The 16,910-nt window shown below is 44.4% G+C and carries 24 protein-coding genes; all 24 read right to left on the bottom strand.

Annotation, left to right across the window (positions count from 1 at the left end):
* Nucleotides 1-22: 22 nt before the first annotated feature.
* The 24 genes from rplR to rpoC all read right to left on the bottom strand — a co-directional run bounded on the left by rplR (nucleotide 23) and on the right by rpoC (nucleotide 16,878).
* Nucleotides 23-385, bottom strand: a complete 363-nt coding sequence (gene rplR / locus MKX80_RS00820; protein ID WP_154999531.1) for a 50S ribosomal protein L18 — start codon at nucleotides 383-385, stop codon at nucleotides 23-25.
* Nucleotides 386-416: 31 nt separating this feature from the next.
* Nucleotides 417-953 (bottom strand): 50S ribosomal protein L6, encoded by a 537-nt coding sequence (gene rplF, locus MKX80_RS00815; RefSeq protein ID WP_003178356.1) that lies wholly within the window; start codon nucleotides 951-953, stop codon nucleotides 417-419.
* A 29-nt stretch (nucleotides 954-982) separates the two neighbouring features.
* Nucleotides 983-1,381, bottom strand: coding sequence for a 30S ribosomal protein S8 (gene rpsH / locus MKX80_RS00810; protein WP_003178355.1), 399 nt, complete (start codon nucleotides 1,379-1,381; stop codon nucleotides 983-985).
* 31 nt (nucleotides 1,382-1,412) lie between these two features.
* The gene (rpsN, locus tag MKX80_RS00805) at nucleotides 1,413-1,598 is read right to left on the bottom strand and encodes a 30S ribosomal protein S14 (protein WP_003178353.1); all 186 of its coding nucleotides are present in this window, start codon (nucleotides 1,596-1,598) and stop codon (nucleotides 1,413-1,415) included.
* Nucleotides 1,599-1,620: 22 nt separating this feature from the next.
* On the bottom strand, nucleotides 1,621-2,160 hold the full coding sequence (gene rplE / locus MKX80_RS00800) for a 50S ribosomal protein L5 (protein WP_003178352.1): 540 nt from the start codon (nucleotides 2,158-2,160) through the stop codon (nucleotides 1,621-1,623).
* Nucleotides 2,161-2,185: 25 nt separating this feature from the next.
* Nucleotides 2,186-2,497: a 50S ribosomal protein L24 gene (gene rplX / locus MKX80_RS00795; RefSeq protein ID WP_154999532.1), complete on the bottom strand. Its 312-nt coding sequence runs from the start codon at nucleotides 2,495-2,497 to the stop codon at nucleotides 2,186-2,188.
* A 35-nt stretch (nucleotides 2,498-2,532) separates the two neighbouring features.
* Nucleotides 2,533-2,901 (bottom strand): 50S ribosomal protein L14, encoded by a 369-nt coding sequence (gene rplN / locus MKX80_RS00790; protein ID WP_075752546.1) that lies wholly within the window; start codon nucleotides 2,899-2,901, stop codon nucleotides 2,533-2,535.
* A 40-nt stretch (nucleotides 2,902-2,941) separates the two neighbouring features.
* Nucleotides 2,942-3,205: a 30S ribosomal protein S17 gene (rpsQ, locus tag MKX80_RS00785; protein WP_003178345.1), complete on the bottom strand. Its 264-nt coding sequence runs from the start codon at nucleotides 3,203-3,205 to the stop codon at nucleotides 2,942-2,944.
* Nucleotides 3,206-3,229: 24 nt separating this feature from the next.
* Nucleotides 3,230-3,430, bottom strand: coding sequence for a 50S ribosomal protein L29 (gene rpmC / locus MKX80_RS00780; RefSeq protein ID WP_003178343.1), 201 nt, complete (start codon nucleotides 3,428-3,430; stop codon nucleotides 3,230-3,232).
* Nucleotides 3,420-3,854 carry a 50S ribosomal protein L16 gene (rplP, locus tag MKX80_RS00775; protein ID WP_003178341.1) on the bottom strand — a complete coding sequence of 145 codons (435 nt, stop codon included), beginning with the start codon at nucleotides 3,852-3,854 and terminating at the stop codon, nucleotides 3,420-3,422. The genes rpmC and rplP overlap by 11 nt, the downstream gene beginning before the upstream one ends.
* Nucleotide 3,855: 1 nt before the next feature.
* Nucleotides 3,856-4,512: a 30S ribosomal protein S3 gene (rpsC, locus tag MKX80_RS00770; protein ID WP_003178339.1), complete on the bottom strand. Its 657-nt coding sequence runs from the start codon at nucleotides 4,510-4,512 to the stop codon at nucleotides 3,856-3,858.
* A 3-nt stretch (nucleotides 4,513-4,515) separates the two neighbouring features.
* The gene (rplV, locus tag MKX80_RS00765; RefSeq protein WP_020449862.1) at nucleotides 4,516-4,860 is read right to left on the bottom strand and encodes a 50S ribosomal protein L22; all 345 of its coding nucleotides are present in this window, start codon (nucleotides 4,858-4,860) and stop codon (nucleotides 4,516-4,518) included.
* Nucleotides 4,861-4,877: 17 nt separating this feature from the next.
* Nucleotides 4,878-5,156, bottom strand: coding sequence for a 30S ribosomal protein S19 (gene rpsS, locus MKX80_RS00760; protein WP_003178334.1), 279 nt, complete (start codon nucleotides 5,154-5,156; stop codon nucleotides 4,878-4,880).
* Between the two features lie 57 nt (nucleotides 5,157-5,213).
* A complete protein-coding gene (gene rplB, locus MKX80_RS00755) occupies nucleotides 5,214-6,047 on the bottom strand; it encodes a 50S ribosomal protein L2 (RefSeq protein WP_154999533.1) in 834 nt (277 codons plus the stop codon).
* Between the two features lie 31 nt (nucleotides 6,048-6,078).
* Complete coding sequence (gene rplW / locus MKX80_RS00750; RefSeq protein WP_003178328.1) at nucleotides 6,079-6,366, bottom strand: 50S ribosomal protein L23; 288 nt, start codon at nucleotides 6,364-6,366, stop codon at nucleotides 6,079-6,081.
* Nucleotides 6,366-6,989 (bottom strand): 50S ribosomal protein L4, encoded by a 624-nt coding sequence (rplD, locus tag MKX80_RS00745; RefSeq protein WP_003178327.1) that lies wholly within the window; start codon nucleotides 6,987-6,989, stop codon nucleotides 6,366-6,368. Before rplD ends, rplW begins: the two co-directional genes overlap by 1 nt.
* Nucleotides 6,990-7,016: 27 nt before the next feature.
* Nucleotides 7,017-7,646 carry a 50S ribosomal protein L3 gene (gene rplC, locus MKX80_RS00740; protein WP_075752548.1) on the bottom strand — a complete coding sequence of 210 codons (630 nt, stop codon included), beginning with the start codon at nucleotides 7,644-7,646 and terminating at the stop codon, nucleotides 7,017-7,019.
* Nucleotides 7,647-7,684: 38 nt separating this feature from the next.
* Entirely contained in the window at nucleotides 7,685-7,993 is a 309-nt protein-coding gene (gene rpsJ / locus MKX80_RS00735) for a 30S ribosomal protein S10 (RefSeq protein WP_003156464.1), read from the bottom strand.
* A gap of 321 nt (nucleotides 7,994-8,314) precedes the next feature.
* Nucleotides 8,315-9,505 (bottom strand): elongation factor Tu, encoded by a 1,191-nt coding sequence (gene tuf / locus MKX80_RS00730; protein ID WP_003178321.1) that lies wholly within the window; start codon nucleotides 9,503-9,505, stop codon nucleotides 8,315-8,317.
* Nucleotides 9,506-9,624: 119 nt separating this feature from the next.
* Nucleotides 9,625-11,703, bottom strand: a complete 2,079-nt coding sequence (fusA, locus tag MKX80_RS00725) for an elongation factor G (RefSeq protein ID WP_154995473.1) — start codon at nucleotides 11,701-11,703, stop codon at nucleotides 9,625-9,627.
* A 49-nt stretch (nucleotides 11,704-11,752) separates the two neighbouring features.
* Entirely contained in the window at nucleotides 11,753-12,223 is a 471-nt protein-coding gene (rpsG, locus tag MKX80_RS00720; protein ID WP_003178317.1) for a 30S ribosomal protein S7, read from the bottom strand.
* A 165-nt stretch (nucleotides 12,224-12,388) separates the two neighbouring features.
* Nucleotides 12,389-12,805, bottom strand: a complete 417-nt coding sequence (rpsL, locus tag MKX80_RS00715; protein ID WP_003178315.1) for a 30S ribosomal protein S12 — start codon at nucleotides 12,803-12,805, stop codon at nucleotides 12,389-12,391.
* Nucleotides 12,806-12,909: 104 nt separating this feature from the next.
* The gene (locus MKX80_RS00710; protein WP_011197481.1) at nucleotides 12,910-13,158 is read right to left on the bottom strand and encodes a 50S ribosomal protein L7ae-like protein; all 249 of its coding nucleotides are present in this window, start codon (nucleotides 13,156-13,158) and stop codon (nucleotides 12,910-12,912) included.
* Nucleotides 13,159-13,278: 120 nt separating this feature from the next.
* Nucleotides 13,279-16,878: a DNA-directed RNA polymerase subunit beta' gene (rpoC, locus tag MKX80_RS00705; RefSeq protein WP_182069548.1), complete on the bottom strand. Its 3,600-nt coding sequence runs from the start codon at nucleotides 16,876-16,878 to the stop codon at nucleotides 13,279-13,281.
* Nucleotides 16,879-16,910: the final 32 nt, after the last annotated feature.

Raw genomic sequence — 16,910 nt, 5'->3', positions numbered from 1 at the left:
TCATATGTCCCTCCTTCTTTTATTAAAATTCTAATCCAGCTTCGCGTGCAGCATCAGCCAATGCTTTTACACGTCCATGATAAAGGTAACCGCCACGGTCGAACACGACATTTGTGATACCTTTTTCAGAAGCGCGTTTTGCAACAAGCTCTCCAACTTTTGCAGCCGCAGACGTATCGCTGCCATTTTCAGCGTTAAGGTCTTTATCAAGAGTAGATGCACTCACAAGTGTAACACCGTTCACGTCATCGATCACTTGTGCGTAAATATGTTTATTTGAACGGAAAACATTTAGACGAGGTCTCTCAGGGGTTCCTGAAAGCTTCGCACGAACACGAGCGTGTCTTTTAAGACGTGCAGCATTCTTGCTTGTTTTCGTAATCATCTGGGTCACTCCTTTCTCACATTAAGCGGTTTTACTTAGCAGATTTACCTTCTTTACGACGAACCATTTCTCCTTCATAGCGGATCCCTTTGCCTTTGTAAGGCTCTGGAGAACGTACAGCGCGAATGTTTGCAGCAGTAGCTCCAACACGTTCTTTATCTGTACCTTTTACAACTACTTTTGTTTGAGATGGAACTTCGATTTCAATTCCGTTTTCAGGAACGATTTCTACAGGGTGAGAGTATCCAACGTTCAAAACAAGTTTGTTTCCGGATTTAGAAGCACGGTAACCGACACCGACTAATTCCAAACCTCTTTCAAAACCTTTAGATACACCTTCAACCATGTTTCCGATGATGCTGCGAGTTGTGCCATGCAGCGCACGGTGTTCTTTATTATCAGAAGGACGTTCTACAGTAAGTACATTGTCCTCAATTTTAATCTTCATATCAGGATGAAACGTACGAGTTAATTCTCCTTTTGGTCCTTTCACGGTTACAGTGTTGTCGTTCAGAGTAACTGTAACGCCTGAAGGAATCTCAAGTAGCTTCTTACCTACACGAGACATACCAAACACCTCCATTCATGTTAAACTTCTTACCAAACGTATGCTAATACTTCTCCGCCAGCCTGTTTAGCGCGGGCTTCTTTATCCGTTAACACACCTTGTGATGTAGAAAGAATTGCGATTCCAAGTCCGTTAAGTACGCGAGGCACTTCGTTTGACTTAGCGTAAACGCGCAGACCTGGTTTGCTGATTCTTTTAAGGCCAGTGATGACACGCTCGTTGTTTTGTCCGTATTTCAAGAAAACACGGATGATGCCTTGTTTGTTATCTTCAATGAATTCTACGTCACGGATGAAACCTTCTCTTTTCAAGATTTCAGCGATTTCTCTTTTCAACTTAGAAGCAGGAATTTCAAGCTTCTCATGACGCACCATGTTTGCATTACGAATACGAGTCAGCATATCTGCAATCGGATCTGTCATAACCATTATTTAATAACCTCCTTCCCATAAACGGGGATTACCAGCTGGCTTTTTTAACGCCAGGAATTTGTCCTTTATATGCAAGTTCACGGAAACAAATACGGCAAAGTTTAAATTTACGAATAACAGAGTGCGGACGGCCGCAGCGTTCGCAGCGAGTGTACTCTTGTACTTTAAACTTCGGTGTGCGTTTTTGTTTCGCAATCATTGACTTTTTAGCCACGATTTCGCCTCCCTTTCATTGATTATTTCTGGAATGGCATACCTAATTGAGTTAACAGTTCACGAGCTTCTTCATCAGTGTTGGCAGTCGTTACAATAACGATGTCCATACCGCGAACTTTAGTTACCTTATCATAGTCAATTTCAGGGAAGATCAGCTGTTCTTTGATTCCTAGTGTGTAGTTTCCGCGACCATCAAAAGATTTTTTTGAAATTCCGCGGAAGTCACGTACACGCGGTAAAGAAACAGAAATTAGTTTATCAAGGAAATCGTACATGCGCTCTCCGCGAAGAGTTACTTTCGCACCGATTGGCATTCCTTCACGAAGACGGAATCCAGCAATAGATTTCTTCGCACGAGTAACGACAGGTTTCTGACCAGCGATAAACGTTAGTTCTTCAACAGCGCTATCGATAGCTTTAGCGTTTTGAACAGCGTCACCAACACCCATGTTGATTACGATTTTTTCGATTTTAGGCACTTGCATCACAGATTTGTATTCGAACTTTTTCATTAATGCAGGTGTAATTTCTTTATTGTACTTTTCTTTAAGGCGGTTCATGAGATAGACCTCCCTTCCTTTATTACTAGTTATCTAGAACTTGCCCAGATTTTTTTGCAACACGAACTTTTTTGCCATTTTCTACTTTGTATCCTACGCGAGTCACTTCACCTGTTTTAGGATCGAGCGGCATTACGTTTGACACATGAATTGGCGCCTCTTGATTTAAAATTCCGCCTTGAGGGTTTGCTTGAGTCGGCTTTGCGTGCTTCTTCACCATGTTGACACCCTCAACGATTACGCGGTCTTTTTTAGGGAAAGCTGCAAGGATCACACCTTGTTTCCCTTTATCTTTACCAGAGATAACCATTACTTTATCGCCTTTTTTAACATGCATCCTGATCGCACCTCCTTAGTCCGGCATTGATATCATTAAAGTACTTCTGGAGCTAGAGAAACAATTTTCATGAAGTTGTTATCACGAAGTTCACGTGCTACAGGTCCGAAGATACGAGTTCCGCGCGGGCTTTTGTCGTCACGGATGATAACACATGCATTCTCATCGAATTTGATGTAGGATCCGTCATTTCTGCGTGCACCGCTCTTAGAACGTACGATTACAGCTCTCACGACATCACCTTTTTTGACAACGCCTCCTGGTGTTGCTTGTTTAACCGTGCAAACAATGACATCACCAATGTTAGCTGTTTTGCGTCCAGAACCACCAAGCACCTTGATTGTTAATACTTCACGGGCGCCAGAGTTATCAGCTACTTTTAAACGAGTCTCTTGTTGAATCATTATTTGTTACCTCCCTTCGGAAAAAGGTTTCCGAACTTTATTAGATAATAACAGCTTCTTCGACAACTTCAACTAGACGAAAACGTTTAGTCGCAGATAATGGACGAGTTTCCATAATCTTTACGATGTCTCCGATTTTAGCTTGGTTATTTTCATCATGTGCTTTGAATTTTTTAGAGTACTTTACGCGTTTACCGTAGAGTGAATGTTTTTTGTAAGTTTCTACAACGACAGTAATGGTTTTATCCATTTTGTCAGAAACAACACGTCCTTGGTAGACTTTGCGCTGATTGCGTTCGCTCATGTTTTAGAGAACCTCCCTCCGGAATTATTTGTTGGCAGCAATTTCTCTTTCCCGAATCACAGTTTTCATGCGCGCGATTGACTTGCGCACTTCACGAATGCGAGCAGTGTTTTCAAGTTGTCCTGTCGCTAATTGAAAGCGAAGATTGAAAAGTTCTTCTTTAAGAGACTTTACTTTTTGTTCAATTTCAGCAGTGGTAAGGTCACGAATTTCATTAGCTTTCATTTGATTCACCACCAATTTCTTCACGTTTTACGAACTTCGTTTTAATTGGCAATTTGTGAGATGCAAGACGAAGAGCTTCGCGAGCGACTTCCTCAGACACACCAGAAATTTCAAATAAAACTTTGCCCGGTTTTACAACAGCTACCCATCCTTCAGGAGCACCTTTACCGGAACCCATCCGAACCTCTAGAGGCTTAGCTGTATAAGGCTTAGAAGGGAAAATTTTGATCCAAACTTTACCGCCACGTTTCATGTAACGAGTCATCGCAATACGTGCAGCTTCGATTTGGCGGTTTGTGATCCAAGAAGATTCTTGAGCTTGGATACCATATTCACCGAAATGCACTTCAGTGCCGCCTTTCGCACGGCCGCGCATTTTTCCGCGATGCTCTCTGCGATATTTAACGCGTTTTGGCATTAACATATTATTTTCCTCCTTCCTCAGTTTTCTTCTTAGTAGGAAGAACCTCTCCACGATAGATCCAGACTTTTACACCAAGCTTACCGTAAGTTGTGTCAGCTTCAGATGTAGCATAGTCGATGTCTGCACGAAGTGTGTGCAATGGAACAGTTCCTTCACTGTAGTATTCAGAACGAGCGATGTCAGCGCCGCCAAGACGACCGGAAACCATTGTTTTAATTCCTTGTGCACCAGCGCGCATTGTGCGTTGGATTTGTTGCTTTTGCGCACGACGGAAAGAGATACGGTTTTCCAATTGACGAGCAATGTTATCAGCAACTAGCTGAGCATCAAGATCAGCTCTTTTGATTTCAAGAATGTTAATGTGTACACGCTTGCCAGTAAGGCTGTTAAGGGCTTTGCGAAGCGCTTCGACTTCAGAACCGCCTTTACCGATAACCATACCAGGCTTAGCTGTGTGGATCGTAATATTTACACGGTTTGCCGCACGCTCGATTTCTACTTTAGAAACAGAAGCGTCAGACAGGCGTTGATTAATAAATTCACGGATTTTTAGATCTTCGTGAAGGAAGTCAGCGTAATCTTTGCCAGCGTACCACTTAGATTCCCAATCACGTATAACCCCAATACGAAGACCGACTGGATTTACCTTTTGACCCACGAGTTATCCCTCCTTCTTTTCTGATACAACGATAGTAATGTGGCTCGTACGTTTGTTGATTTGGCTTGCACGTCCCATAGCGCGCGGACGGAATCTTTTCAACGTAGGGCCTTCGTTTACGTAAGCTTGAGTAACTACCAGGTTGTTTGCATCCATTTCGTAGTTGTGCTCAGCGTTAGCGATAGCAGATTTTAAAACTTTTTCAATAATCGGGGAAGCAGCTTTTGGCGTAAGGTTTAAGATCGATACTGCTTCACCTACTTGCTTGCCTCGAATCAGGTCCATTACTAGACGTGCCTTACGAGGAGCAATACGGACTGTTCTTGCGACAGCTTTAGCTTGTTGCATTTAAAAGCCTCCTCTCATTAGCGTCTTGTTTTTTTGTCATCACTAGCATGACCTTTGTAAGTACGAGTCGGTGCGAATTCACCCAACTTGTGACCTACCATATCTTCAGAGATGTAAACAGGCACATGTTTGCGTCCATCATAGACTGCGATTGTGTGACCGATAAATTGCGGGAAAATAGTAGAACGGCGAGACCAAGTTTTCACAACTTGTTTCTTATCCGCTTCATTTAATTTCTCGATTTTTGTCATTAGATGATCATCGACAAATGGTCCTTTTTTTAAGCTGCGAGCCATTTTGGAACCTCCCTTCGTGATTGCACTACGGTCCGATATGAACCGTAGACAACCCCGTTATTTATTTTTACGACGACGTACGATGAATTTATCTGATTTGTTCTTTTTCTTACGAGTTTTGAATCCAAGAGTTGGTTTACCCCATGGAGACATAGGTGATTTACGTCCGATTGGAGCGCGTCCTTCACCACCACCGTGCGGGTGATCGTTAGGGTTCATAACAGAACCACGAACTGTAGGACGGATGCCTTTCCAGCGTGAACGTCCTGCTTTACCGATGTTGATCAGTTCATGCTGTTCGTTACCCACTTGACCGATTGTTGCGCGGCAAGCTGAAAGAATCATGCGAACTTCACCGGAGTTCAGACGTACAAGAACGTATTTTCCTTCTTTACCAAGAACTTGGGCAGATGTACCAGCTGAACGTACAAGCTGTCCGCCTTTTCCAGGTTTTAATTCAATGTTGTGCACAACTGTACCAACAGGGATGTTGATCAGTGGAAGTGCGTTACCTACTTTAATGTCAGCTTCTGGACCTGACATAATTTCAGTACCTACTTGAAGGCCCTTAGGAGCCAAGATGTAGCGTTTTTCTCCGTCTACATAGTTAATTAGAGCAATGTTAGCTGAACGGTTTGGATCGTACTCAACTGTAGCAACGCGTCCAGGTATACCATCTTTATCGCGTTTGAAGTCGATAATACGGTATTGGCGTTTATGACCGCCGCCTTGATGACGTACAGTTAATTTACCTTGGTTGTTGCGTCCGCCTTTTTTGTGAAGCGGTGAAAGCAAGGATTTTTCCGGCTGATCTGTCGTGATTTCCGCGAAATCAGAAGAAGTCATGCCGCGACGTCCGTTAGAGGTCGGTTTGTACTTTTTAATCGCCATTTTGAATTTCCCTCCTTCTTTTTACAAGTGATTAAGCTTCAAAAATTTCGATTTCTTTGCTGTCTTCAGTAAGCTTAACAATCGCTTTTCTGCGTTTGTTTGTCATACCAGAGTAGCGGCCGACACGTTTGAATTTCCCTTTGTAGTTCATGATGTTGACTTTTTCAACTTTCACTCCAAAGATTTGTTCAACAGCGTCTTTTACTTCAGTTTTGTTAGCTTTTACGTCTACTTCAAACGTGTATTTTTTTTCAGTCATTAAATCAGCAGAACGTTCAGTAATGACGGGGCGCTTTAGAACATCACGAGGATCTTTCATTATGCAAGCACCTCCTCTACTTTTTCAACCGCTGCTTTCGTCATCACAAGCTTCTCGTGACCGACAACATCGAGGACGTTGATTCCGTTAGCTTCAACAACAGTAACTCCAGGAAGGTTGCGAGCAGATAGTTCAACTGTCTCGTTTGCATCCGCAGTTACGATTAAAGCTTTCTTCTCGATAGACAGACCTTTAAGGATAGCTGCCATTTCTTTTGTTTTAACCGCATCAAGATTAAGATCTTCAAGAACGATCAAGTTGTTGTCATTCACTTTAGAAGACAATGCTGATTTGATAGCCAAGCGGCGAACTTTTTTCGGTAATTTATATGCATAGCTGCGTGGTGTAGGACCGAATACGATACCACCTCCGCGCCATTGCGGTGAACGGATAGATCCTTGACGAGCACGGCCGGTACCTTTTTGACGCCAAGGTTTGCGACCTCCGCCACGTACTTCCGAACGATTTTTTACTTTATGAGTTCCTTGACGTAAGGAAGCTCTTTGCATAAGAATAGCGTCGAATACTACGCTCTCATTTGGCTCAATTCCAAATACAGAGTCGTTTAATTCGATATCACCAGCAGTAGAACCGTTTTGGTTATATAAAGCTACTTTTGGCATGATCAATTTCCTCCTTTCCTAAGAGAATTATTTAGATTTAACAGCACTTTTAACAGTGACTAGTGATTTTTTTGCACCAGGAACGTTACCTTTAACTAAAAGAAGGTTGCGCTCTGCATCCACTTTTACGATTTCAAGGTTTTGAACAGTGATTTGCTCTCCGCCCATACGTCCAGGCAACAGTTTTCCTTTGAATACACGGTTAGGATCTACCGGTCCCATTGAACCAGGACGGCGATGGTAGCGTGAACCGTGAGACATAGGTCCGCGAGATTGTCCGTGGCGTTTGATAGCACCTTGGAAACCTTTACCTTTCGATGTACCTGTTACATCTACGACTTCTCCGTTAGAGAAAATATCAACTTTGACTTCCTGACCAACTTCATACGCATCCATATCCACTCCGCGTAATTCCTTAACGAAGCGCTTAGGAGCAGTTTCCGCTTTTGCAACGTGTCCTTTTTCTGGTTTGTTGGCAAGCTTCTCACGCTTGTCGTCAAAACCGATCTGAATCGCTTCATAGCCGTCGTTTTCAGAAGTTTTCTTCTGAAGTACAACGTTAGGAGCAGCTTCGATAACAGTTACCGGAATAAGATCACCGTTTTCTGCGAAAACTTGCGTCATACCAATTTTTCTTCCTAAGATTCCTTTGGTCATTCGTCACACCTCCTATAAAAATCATTCTATATTTTAGATTAAAGTTTAATTTCGATATCGACACCAGATGGTAAATCTAATCGCATTAAAGCATCGACAGTTTGTGGTGTTGGGTTCACAATGTCGATTAAACGTTTATGTGTACGCATTTCGAATTGCTCACGAGAATCTTTGTATTTGTGCACCGCACGAAGGATTGTGTAAACTGATTTCTCAGTTGGCAACGGAATCGGACCAGAAACACTGGCTCCGGAACGTTTAGCCGTTTCAACAATCTTCTCAGCAGATTGATCAAGGATTCTATGATCATACGCTTTTAAACGAATACGAATTTTTTGTTTTGCCATTATTTTCCCTCCTTTTCGCCTACTTACATTAGACAATTCTCCGTGAGAAAAACCTGAATCACCTTGCCATGGCAAAGCGGCCGGGTGTGTCAGCAACCTCTCACTTCATCGCAGTCAAAGACCAACATGCACTATTATACAAAATTTATAGGCAAGTTGCAAGGTAATATTGAATATTACCGGCTTTTGCACACTTTTTTTATTATACAGATTCAAGCAGTGTTAATCAAGGACTTACAGGCGGAAAATAAATCCCATTTCAATAACGGCGTAAATAAAAAACGAGACCCGGCTGGATCTCGTTTTTTTATTTTATAAGTATTATTCGATGATAGAAGAAACAACGCCAGAACCAACTGTACGTCCGCCTTCACGGATAGAGAAGCGAGTTCCGTCTTCGATCGCGATTGTTGAAATCAATTCAACAGTCATTTCGATGTTGTCTCCAGGCATAACCATTTCTACGCCTTCTGGAAGCTGAATGATACCAGTTACGTCAGTTGTACGGAAGTAGAACTGAGGACGGTAGTTAGAGAAGAATGGAGTGTGACGTCCACCCTCTTCTTTAGAAAGAACGTAAACTTCAGCTTTGAATTTTTTGTGCGGAGTGATTGTACCTGGTTGAGCAAGTACTTGACCGCGTTGGATTTCTTCACGAGATACACCGCGAAGAAGTGCACCGATGTTGTCTCCAGCTTCTGCATAGTCAAGAAGCTTACGGAACATTTCAACACCTGTAACAGTTGTTTTCTTGTTTTCTTCTTGAAGACCGATGATTTCAACTTCGTCACCGACTTTAACTTGTCCGCGCTCTACGCGTCCAGTAGCAACTGTTCCACGACCTGTGATTGAGAATACGTCCTCAACAGGCATCATGAATGGTTTGTCAGTTTCACGCTCTGGAGTTGGGATGTACTCGTCAACAGCAGCCATCAGTTCAAAGATTTTTTCTTCGTACTGAGCATCTCCTTCAAGAGCTTTAAGAGCAGAACCTTTGATAACTGGTACATCGTCACCAGGGAACTCATACTCAGAAAGAAGATCGCGAACTTCCATTTCAACTAGCTCAAGAAGCTCTTCGTCGTCTACCATGTCGCATTTGTTCAAGAATACTACGATGTAAGGCACACCTACGTTACGAGAAAGAAGGATGTGCTCACGAGTTTGTGGCATTGGGCCGTCAGCAGCAGAAACAACAAGGATCGCGCCGTCCATTTGCGCAGCACCAGTGATCATGTTTTTAACATAGTCAGCGTGTCCTGGGCAGTCAACGTGTGCATAGTGACGGTTGTCAGTTTCGTACTCAACGTGTGCAGTAGAGATTGTAATACCGCGCTCACGCTCTTCTGGAGCACCGTCGATTTGGTCGTATGCCATAGCAGTACCTTTACCAGATTTCTTATGAAGCACAGTAGTGATAGCAGCTGTTAATGTAGTTTTACCATGGTCAACGTGTCCAATTGTACCAATGTTGGCATGTGATTTGGAACGGTCGAATTTTTCTTTAGCCATTCTGAAAATCCTCCTTAAAAAGGTTAGTTTTTGTTATATAGAGTGATAGAAAGTGAAAGCAATGTTTCACTTTCTCATCTTACAATAGTATTTATACTTTAATGAAGAGGCAAAATCAATTATTCACCTTGATTTTTTTTGATGATCTCATCAGCGATGCTCTTAGGCACTTCTTCGTAGTGGTCGAAGACCATTGTGAACGTACCGCGTCCTTGTGTGTTTGAACGGAGAGCCGTAGCGTAACCGAACATTTCAGAAAGTGGAACCATCGCGCGAACGACTTGAGCGTTTCCGCGTCCTTCCATACCTTCTACGCGACCGCGACGTGATGTAATGTCACCCATGATGTCTCCCATGTATTCTTCTGGGATAACGACTTCAACTTTGGAGATCGGCTCAAGAATAACCGGGTTACACTTGCTTGCCGCGTTTTTAAGCGCCATTGAAGCAGCGATTTTAAACGCCATTTCGTTAGAGTCGACATCGTGATAAGAACCGTCAAACAGTTTCGCTTTGATGTCGATTACAGGGTAACCTGCGATTACACCGTTTTGAAGTGAATCTTCAAGCCCTGCTTGAACAGCCGGAATGTATTCACGAGGAACGACACCACCGACAATTGCGTTTTCGAACTCAAAGCCTTTTCCTTCTTCGTTTGGAGAGAATTCGATCCAAACGTGTCCGAACTGTCCGCGTCCACCAGACTGACGTACGAATTTACCTTCAACTTGCGCGCTCGCACGGAATGTTTCACGATACGCAACTTGAGGTGCACCAACGTTGGCTTCAACTTTAAATTCGCGTTTCATACGGTCAACGATGATATCAAGGTGAAGCTCACCCATACCGCCGATGATCGTTTGACCTGTTTCAACGTCAGTATGCGCACGGAATGTTGGATCCTCTTCAGCCAATTTAGCCAGTGCAGTAGACATTTTGTCTTGGTCAGCCTTAGATTTAGGCTCGATTGCAACGTGGATAACAGGCTCAGGGAATTCCATTGATTCCAGAATAACAAGGTTTTTCTCGTCGCAAAGCGTGTCCCCTGTAGTCGTGTCTTTCAAACCTACAGCAGCAGCGATATCCCCTGCGTACACAGTAGAAATTTCTTCACGGCTGTTGGCGTGCATTTGCAAAATACGGCCGACGCGCTCACGTTTGCCTTTTGTTGAGTTTCTTACGTATGAACCGGAATCAAGTGTTCCTGAGTACACACGGAAGAATGTCAATTTACCAACGTAAGGGTCAGTCATAACTTTAAATGCAAGTGCTGAGAAAGGTGCGTCGTCAGAAGACTCACGAGTAACCTCTTCTTCAGAATCAGGCAGAGTACCTTTGATTGCTGGTACGTCAGTTGGAGCTGGCAGGTAGTCAAGAACTGCGTCAAGCACTAATTGAACACCTTTGTTTTTGAAAGCTGAACCACAAAGAACCGGATAGAACTCAACGTTACAAGTTCCTTTGCGGATTGCCGCTTTCAGCTCGTCAACTGTAATTTCTTCGCCTTCCAAGTACTTCATCATAAGCTCTTCATCAAGCTCAGCGACAGCTTCAATCAAGCTAGCGCGAAGCTCTTCAGCTTTGTCTTTGTACTCAGCAGGGATTTCACGCGCATCAGAGCGTGTTCCGAGATCATCTTCATAGTAGTACGCAACGTTTTCTACAAGGTCAATGATCCCTTCGAAATTGTCTTCGGCGCCAATCGGTAATTGGATCGCGTGAGCGTTCGCCTCAAGACGGTCTCTAAGAGTTCCTACAGAGTAAAGGAAGTCCGCACCCGTTTTGTCCATCTTGTTGACAAATACGATACGAGGTACTCCGTAAGTTGTTGCCTGACGCCAAACTGTTTCAGTTTGCGGCTCAACGCCTGATTGTGCGTCAAGAACGGCAACGGCACCATCAAGTACGCGCAGGGAACGTTCAACCTCAACTGTGAAGTCTACGTGTCCTGGTGTGTCGATGATGTTTACGCGGTAGCCTTTCCACTGTGCAGTTGTTGCAGCAGATGTGATTGTGATACCGCGTTCTTGTTCCTGCTCCATCCAGTCCATTTGGGAAGCCCCTTCATGAGTTTCACCAATTTTATGGATACGGCCTGTGTAGAACAAGATACGTTCAGTTGTTGTCGTTTTACCGGCATCGATGTGAGCCATGATTCCGATATTACGAGTTTTTTCTAAGGAGAACTCTCTTGCCATTGGGTCTTTTCTCCTTCCTTCTTAGGGAATAATATTTTGTCGTGTGAGATTACCAGCGATAGTGAGCGAACGCTTTGTTTGCTTCAGCCATCTTATGAGTATCTTCACGTTTCTTAACAGCAGCACCAGTGTTGTTAGCTGCATCAAGGATTTCGTTAGCTAAACGCTCTTCCATCGTTTTTTCTCCGCGAAGACGAGCGTAGTTTACTAACCAGCGAAGTCCAAGAGTCGTACGGCGTTCAGGACGAACCTCTACAGGTACTTGGTAGTTCGCACCACCTACGCGGCGTGCTTTAACTTCAAGCACAGGCATGATGTTCTTCAATGCTTGTTCGAAAACCTCCATTGCATCGTTGCCGGTACGTTCTTTAATAATATCGAATGACTTGTATAGGATTGTTTGAGCTTTACCTTTTTTACCGTCGATCATCATTTTGTTGATCAAACGAGTAACCAGTTTAGAGTTGTAAAGCGGATCAGGTAAAACGTCTCTTTTTGCTACAGGACCTTTACGTGGCATCTGATTATCCTCCCTTCTCTTGTTACGGGTTTACAGTAAGCAGAGGGATTTCACGGTTCAGCTGCCGGGATCAAACTGACGCTTGGCGCGAAAAGCCTGATGCCCTTAACAGCATTGCCAGAACTCCTTGCTTTTAAAAACCCTATTATTTGTATTTAAACGGAATTATTTTTTCTTAGGACGTTTTGTACCGTATTTAGAACGGCCTTGTGCACGGTTTTCAACTCCGGCAGTATCAAGTGCGCCACGCACGATGTGGTAGCGTACCCCCGGTAAGTCTTTTACACGTCCACCGCGGATCAATACGACACTGTGCTCTTGCAGGTTGTGTCCGATACCAGGAATGTAGGCCGTAACCTCGATTCCGTTAGTTAAGCGAACACGGGCATATTTACGAAGCGCTGAGTTCGGCTTCTTCGGTGTCATTGTACCAACACGGGTACATACTCCGCGTTTTTGTGGTGAAGATACGTTAGTGTGCTCTTTCTTGAAGCTGTTGTATCCTTTGTTAAGTGCTGGAGACTTAGATGTTTCAACTTTGCTTACGCGTCCTTTGCGGACTAGCTGATTAATTGTAGGCATTTTGTATTTCCTCCCTTCATCATGTTTTATAACCCACATACCCAGGTGGTTCATTTAAAAGCAAAAAACAATGCCTTTGCATAAAAGCAAAAACAACGAGTACGTTATTGAATAATGGCAACAGCTGCAGCTCCGACTTCAATTCCGCAGGCTTTGCCGAGCTTTTTCATGGACTCTGCCATTGAGACGGGAACCCCTTGTTCATTTGCCAGGTTAATAACACCAGACGTCAGACAAGGATCAGCGTCTTTTGCTACGACGACTTCCTTAACAGAATTGCGCTTCAGTGCTTTGACTGTCTGCTTCGTACCGATAATAATAGATTGAGCCTGTGATACTTTATCATAAGACATCATATATCCTCCAAAGTAACAGGTTTAAATTGAGCACCTTGGTTATATTATCATCCTGAAAGAAGGATGTCAACATATGATGACAATTTTTAGTGACATCCTTCTTTAGGATTTTTTTATCTATTCAGCCGGAACCATTTCATCAGATGATTGGACTTGCAATACCGGCTTCACTTTACGGTAGTTCAGCATACCCGTTCCAGCAGGAACAAGCTTACCGATGATAACATTCTCTTTCAGACCGAGAAGCTCATCACGTTTTCCTTTGATCGCTGCATCTGTCAGGACACGTGTTGTTTCCTGGAATGACGCGGCAGACAGGAAGGAATCCGTTTCAAGCGATGCTTTGGTGATACCAAGAAGCACCGGACGGCCTGTTGCAGGGCGTTTGCCTTCAAGCAGAACTTTTTTGTTTGCTTCTGTAAACTGGTGAATATCGAGCAGCGTGCCTGGCAGCACTTCCGTGTCGCCGGCATCGATGACACGCACTTTGCGAAGCATCTGGCGAACCATAACCTCGACGTGCTTATCTCCGATTTCAACCCCTTGCATACGATAAACCTTCTGCACTTCATGAAGGAGGTATTCTTGAACCGTGGTGATGTCAGTAACTTTCAGAAGTTCTTTCGGATCGACCGAACCTTCTGTCAGTACTTGACCACGGGAAATTTTCTCTCCTTCAGTGACTTTCAAGCGTGCATTGTAAGGCGCCGTATATGAACGGCTTTCAACTTCGCCCTGAACGACGATTTCCTGCTGTTTATCGCGGACTTCATTAATTTCGGCCACGACACCGTCAATTTCAGAGATTGTTGCTTGACCTTTAGGGTTTCGCGCTTCAAACAATTCCTGGATACGCGGCAAACCTTGTGTAATATCGTCTCCGGCAACCCCGCCCGTATGGAAGGTACGCATCGTTAACTGTGTACCCGGCTCACCAATGGACTGGGCAGCGATGATTCCGACTGCTTCCCCGACTTCGACATCGGTTCCTGTTGCCAGGTTGCGGCCGTAGCATCGTTTACATACACCATGTGACGTATTACATGTAAATGCGGAGCGGATCCACACTTCTTCAATGCCTGCTTCGACAATTTCGAGCGCTTTATCTTCGTCGATCAGCTCGTTTTCATTCACGAGCATTTCACCTGTTTCCGGATGTTTAACAGGTTTTCTCGCGAATCGGCCGACAAGACGCTCTTCAAGACGCTCGATCACTTCTGTGCCTTCCGTGATGGCTTTGGCAAGAATGCCTCGGTCCGTACCGCAGTCAGTCTCACGAATGATGACGTCTTGGGCTACGTCTACGAGACGGCGTGTCAGGTAACCTGAGTCGGCTGTCTTCAGGGCCGTATCCGCAAGACCTTTACGCGCACCGTGAGTAGAAATAAAGTACTCGAGTACCGTTAAACCTTCGCGGAAACTTGACTTGATCGGAAGTTCGATGATCCGTCCAGCCGGGTTGGCCATCAGACCGCGCATACCCGCAAGCTGCGTAAAGTTTGATGCGTTACCCCGGGCTCCGGAATCACTCATCATGTAGATCGGGTTGATTTCATCCAAGGATTTCATCAGCTTGCCTTGGATCGTATCTTTAGCTGCACTCCAGATGGAAATGACCCGTTCATAACGCTCTTCTTCAGTTATCAGACCGCGTCTGAACTGCTTCATCACGTTATCGACTTTTCCTTGCGCTTCTTCAAGGATTTCCTGTTTGTCGTCCAATACGACGATATCGGAAACACCGACCGTAATTCCGGCTTTTGTAGAATATTTAAAGCCGAGGTTTTTCATGCGGTCAAGCATTTTTGATGTTTCTGTAATATGGAATCTTTTGAAGATCTCCGCAATGATTTTACCCAAAATGCCTTTTTTGAACGGCTGGTTGATTTCCTGGTTCTTAATGGCCTCTTTAACATCTGCACCGTAATCCAAGAAGAAACGGTCAGGCGTTTTTTCTTCAATGTTGCTCTTCGTCGGTTCGTTCATGTACGGGAACGACGGCGGAAGAATTTCGTTGAAGATCAGTTTTCCGACAGTTGTAATGAGCAGCTTGGAACGCTGTTCTTCTGTAAATGTTTCATTTTTCAAGGAGTTAACCGCAACGGCTACTCTCGTATGCAAATGAACATATCCGTTTTGATAAGCAAGAAGCGCTTCATCCGTATCTTTGAAAACCATACCTTCGCCGACTGCACCAGCGCGTTCCAGCGTCAGATAGTAGTTTCCAAGTACCATATCCTGAGACGGCGTAACAACCGGTTTTCCGTCTTTAGGGTTCAGGATGTTTTGCGCAGCGAGCATAAGAATGCGCGCCTCAGCTTGCGCCTCTGCTGATAAAGGAACGTGAACCGCCATTTGGTCTCCGTCAAAGTCAGCGTTGTATGCCGTACATACAAGCGGATGAAGACGGATGGCACGACCTTCAACAAGCGTTGGCTCAAACGCCTGAATACCCAATCTGTGAAGCGTAGGTGCACGGTTAAGAAGCACAGGGTGTTCTTTGATAACTGATTCAAGGACATCCCAGACTTCCGGCTGAACGCGCTCAATTTTACGCTTCGCACTCTTAATGTTGTGGGCAAGACCTTTTTCAACAAGCTCTTTCATGACGAATGGCTTGAATAGTTCCAGCGCCATTTCCTTCGGAAGACCGCATTGATACATTTTCAGGTTCGGACCTACGACAATAACCGAACGGCCTGAGTAGTCTACACGTTTACCGAGAAGGTTTTGACGGAAACGGCCTTGTTTACCTTTCAGCATGTGAGAAAGGGATTTTAACGGTCTGTTTCCCGGACCTGTAACAGGACGGCCTCTGCGTCCGTTATCGATCAAAGCGTCCACGGCTTCTTGAAGCATGCGCTTTTCGTTTTGAACGATAATGCTTGGCGCTCCAAGATCCAAGAGACGTTTTAAACGATTGTTACGGTTGATGACACGGCGGTACAAATCGTTCAGGTCGGAAGTTGCAAAACGTCCACCGTCAAGCTGTACCATAGGTCGCAGCTCAGGCGGAATGACTGGAAGAACGTCCAGGATCATCCATGACGGCTTATTTCCGGAGTTGCGGAAGGCTTCCAATACTTCCAGACGTTTGATCGCACGTGTGCGGCGCTGTCCTTGTGACGTTTTAAGCTCTTCTTTCAGCATATCCACTTCTTTATCGAGGTCGATATCCTGAAGGAGCTTATGAATCGCTTCAGCACCCATTGATGCTTGGAACTTATTTCCGTATTTATCAAGGTACGCCCGGTACTCTTTTTCAGAAAGAAGCTGTTTTTTCTCAAGCGGTGTATTGGCCGGATCTGTTACGACGTAAGAAGCAAAGTAAATGACTTCTTCCAATGCGCGCGGAGACATATCCAACACAAGACCCATACGGCTCGGGATTCCTTTAAAATACCAGATGTGAGAAACCGGGGCTGCCAGCTCGATATGCCCCATTCTCTCACGACGGACTTTAGCCCGGGTTACTTCAACTCCACAACGGTCACAGACTACGCCTTTATAACGAACCCGCTTGTACTTTCCGCAGTGGCATTCCCAGTCCTTTTGAGGACCGAAAATGCGCTCGCAGAAGAGACCATCTTTTTCAGGTTTCAAAGTACGATAGTTGATTGTTTCAGGCTTTTTCACTTCTCCGTAAGACCATGAACGGATTTTGTCAGGTGAAGCGAGACCGATGTTCATATACTCAAAATTGTTCACATCCAGCAAGGGGCCTACCTCCCTTTTTATCTTCGGGTTAT

The organism is Bacillus sp. FSL K6-0972 (genome assembly GCF_037976035.1).
GTDB classification, from domain to species: domain Bacteria; phylum Bacillota; class Bacilli; order Bacillales; family Bacillaceae; genus Bacillus; species Bacillus haynesii.
Note: the sequence above shows the minus strand (reverse complement) of the source record. Positions and strands in the feature narration are given on the sequence as shown.